Origin of the sequence: Kitasatospora sp. NPDC047058 (assembly GCF_040643935.1) — a bacterium.
In the GTDB taxonomy this organism is placed as follows: Bacteria; Actinomycetota; Actinomycetes; order Streptomycetales; family Streptomycetaceae; genus Kitasatospora.
Genome location: NZ_JBEYVJ010000649.1, coordinates 1 through 2,799, shown reverse-complemented (window position 1 = coordinate 2,799; position 2,799 = coordinate 1). Strand labels below are relative to the sequence as shown.

General features: G+C 72.2%; 2 protein-coding genes. Both read left to right on the top strand.

Going from position 1 to position 2,799, the window contains the following annotated elements; translation table 11 throughout:
* The first annotated feature begins 322 nt into the window (after positions 1-322).
* Complete coding sequence (gene ctaD, locus ABZ885_RS38775; protein ID WP_360199549.1) at positions 323-2,014, top strand: cytochrome c oxidase subunit I; 1,692 nt, start codon at positions 323-325, stop codon at positions 2,012-2,014.
* A gap of 141 nt (positions 2,015-2,155) precedes the next feature.
* Positions 2,156-2,689 (top strand): hypothetical protein, encoded by a 534-nt coding sequence (locus ABZ885_RS38770; RefSeq protein WP_360199547.1) that lies wholly within the window; start codon positions 2,156-2,158, stop codon positions 2,687-2,689.
* Positions 2,690-2,799 lie beyond the last annotated feature (110 nt).

Here is a 2,799-nt window from a genome sequence, read left to right as displayed (position 1 = left end):
GCCGGCCCGCACCGGTGTTTCGTCATGTCCGCAGGCGGCCGGGGGCCGTGGTCCACAGCGGCCGCCGGCCGGGGGCGGAGGGGTGGCGGAGGTCCCGGCCGGTGGTCCCGGACCGAGGCCCACCGGCCCCGGGCCGGTGGGTCCAACGACCCTGGGGCGCAAGGGTTCCGTCTTCCGATCATGGATCGCCACCCATCCGCAGGAGTTCCGAAGGAGTGCGTCCTTGAGTGCCATCGAGGCAAGGGGCGACAGCGCGCCACCGCCGTCCGCCGCCCGGACGGGAGGAGTCCCGGCCCGCCGGCCCGGCTCGGCCCTGGTCCGGATGCTGACGACCACCGACCACAAGACGATCGGCTCCATGTACCTGGTGTCGGCGTTCGGGTTCTTCCTGATCGGCGGCGTCCTCGCGCTGGTCATGCGCGCCGAGCTGGCCCGGCCGGGGACGCAGATCCTCTCCAACGAGCAGTTCAACCAGGCCTTCACCATGCACGGTTCGGTGATGCTGCTGCTCTTCGCGATGCCGCTGTTCACCGGCTTCGCCAACTGGATCATGCCGCTGCAGATCGGCGCCCCGGACGTCGCCTTCCCGCGGCTGAACATGCTGGCCTTCTGGCTGTTCATGTTCGGTTCGCTGATCGCCGCCGGCGGCTTCGCCACGCCGCAGGGCGCCGCCGACTTCGGCTGGTTCCTCTACGCGCCGCTCTCGGACGCGGTCCACTCGCCCGGCGTCGGCGCCGACATGTGGATCATGGGCGTCACGCTGTCCGGCTTCGGCAGCATCCTCGGCGCGGTCAACTTCATCACCACCATCGTCTGCATGCGGGCCCCCGGCCTGACCATGTTCCGGATGTCCATCTTCTGCTGGAACGTGCTGCTCACCTCGGTCCTGGTGCTGATGGTCTTCCCGGTGCTGGCCGCCGCCCTGCTGGCGCTGGAGTGCGACCGCAAGTTCGGCTCGCACGTCTTCGACCCGGCCAACGGCGGGGCGATGCTCTGGCAGCACCTGTTCTGGTTCTTCGGCCATCCCGAGGTCTACATCCTCGCCCTGCCGTTCTTCGGGATCGTCTCCGAGGTGATCCCGGTCTTCTCCCGCAAGCCGATGTTCGGGTACGCGGGCCTGATCGCCGCCACCGTCGCGATCGCCGGCCTCTCGGTCACGGTCTGGGCGCACCACATGTACGTGACGGGGCAGGTGCTGCTGCCCTTCTTCGCCTTCATGACCTTCCTGATCGCCGTGCCGACCGGGGTCAAGTTCTTCAACTGGGTCGGCACCATGTGGAAGGGGTCGCTGAGCTTCGAGACGCCGATGCTGTGGACCGTCGGCTTCCTGGTCACCTTCCTGTTCGGCGGCCTGACGGGCGTGCTGCTGGCCGCGCCGGTGATCGACTTCCACGTGTCCGACTCGTACTTCGTCGTCGCGCACTTCCACTACACGCTCTTCGGCACGGTGGTGTACGCGATGATGGCGGGCTTCCACTTCTGGTGGCCGAAGATGACCGGCAAGATGCTGGACGAGCGGCTCGGCAAGATCAGCTTCTGGACGCTCACCATCGGGTTCCACGCCACCTTCCTGGTCCAGCACTGGCTGGGCGCGGAGGGCATGCCCCGCCGGTACGCCGACTACCTGGCCTCGGACGGCTTCACCGCGCTCAACACGGTGTCCACCCTCGGCTCGTTCCTGCTCGGCCTGTCGATCCTGCCGTTCCTCTACAACGTCTGGAAGACGGCCAAGTACGGCGAGCGGGTCACCGTCGACGACCCGTGGGGCTTCGGCCGCTCGCTGGAGTGGGCCACCTCCTGCCCGCCGCCGCGGCACAACTTCACCACCCTGCCGCGGATCCGCTCCGAGTCCCCGGCGTTCGACCTGCACCACCCGGAGATCGCGGCCCGCGACCACCTGGAGAACCACGGCGAACCGGCCAAGCACCTGGCGGGCGTGACCCCGGCCGGGTACGACGTGCCCGCGCCGCGGCGCCCGCTGCAGGCCGAGTCGCCGGGGACGCCCGAGGGCTGACGTCCCCTCCCCGGGAGGGCGCCCGCAGCCGGGCGCCCGTCCCCCCGAACGCCGTCCCCGCCCGGTCCGACGCCCCCGGGCGGGCGGGGACGGCCCCGTCCGCACCCGCGTAGCACCACCATCGGCTGAGGAGCGCAAGGCATGTCCCACACCGTCCTGGCCATCGGCACCGCCGCCGTCACCGCGTCCGGCTGCGTCTGGTACCTGCCCGCCATCGCGGACCTCCAGGCGGGCGACGACCGCCCCCGGTCCGCCCGCACCGCCGCCGCGGCCTGCGTCGTCTGGTGGGCCGCGCTCGCGCTGGCCGGCCCGCTGCTGCTGGCCGTGCCCGGGTGGCAGCCCGCGGCCCGGCTGGCCCTGGCGGGCCTGGTCGCCGGCGTCCTCCTGCGGCTCCGCGCGTTCCGGCAGCGCCAGGCCGAGCTGCGCGAGGACCGGCTGCGCTGGGCGGTGCTGGACGCCGGCCCGGCGCCGCGCGGCCCGCGCCCCGCCGCCCTGGCCCTGCTGGGCTGGCTGCTGGTCGGCCTGGCGGTCTCCTCGCTCGGCGCGGCCTCGATCCTGGTCTCCGGCGGCGGTGCGCTCGCCCCGCGCCTCGTCGCGGCGGCCGGCAGCGCCGTCGCGGTCTCCGGGGCCTTCCTGCTGATCGGCCTCGGCAACGCCCGGCGCCAGCGGCCCTGACATGTGCCCCGCATTGGGGCCGTTCGGCCCTGGGGCGGCCGGGCCCGGTCGGGGATGATGCCCTGAGGCGTGTCTGACAATTCGCGTCGGATCCGACGCGAAATGAGATC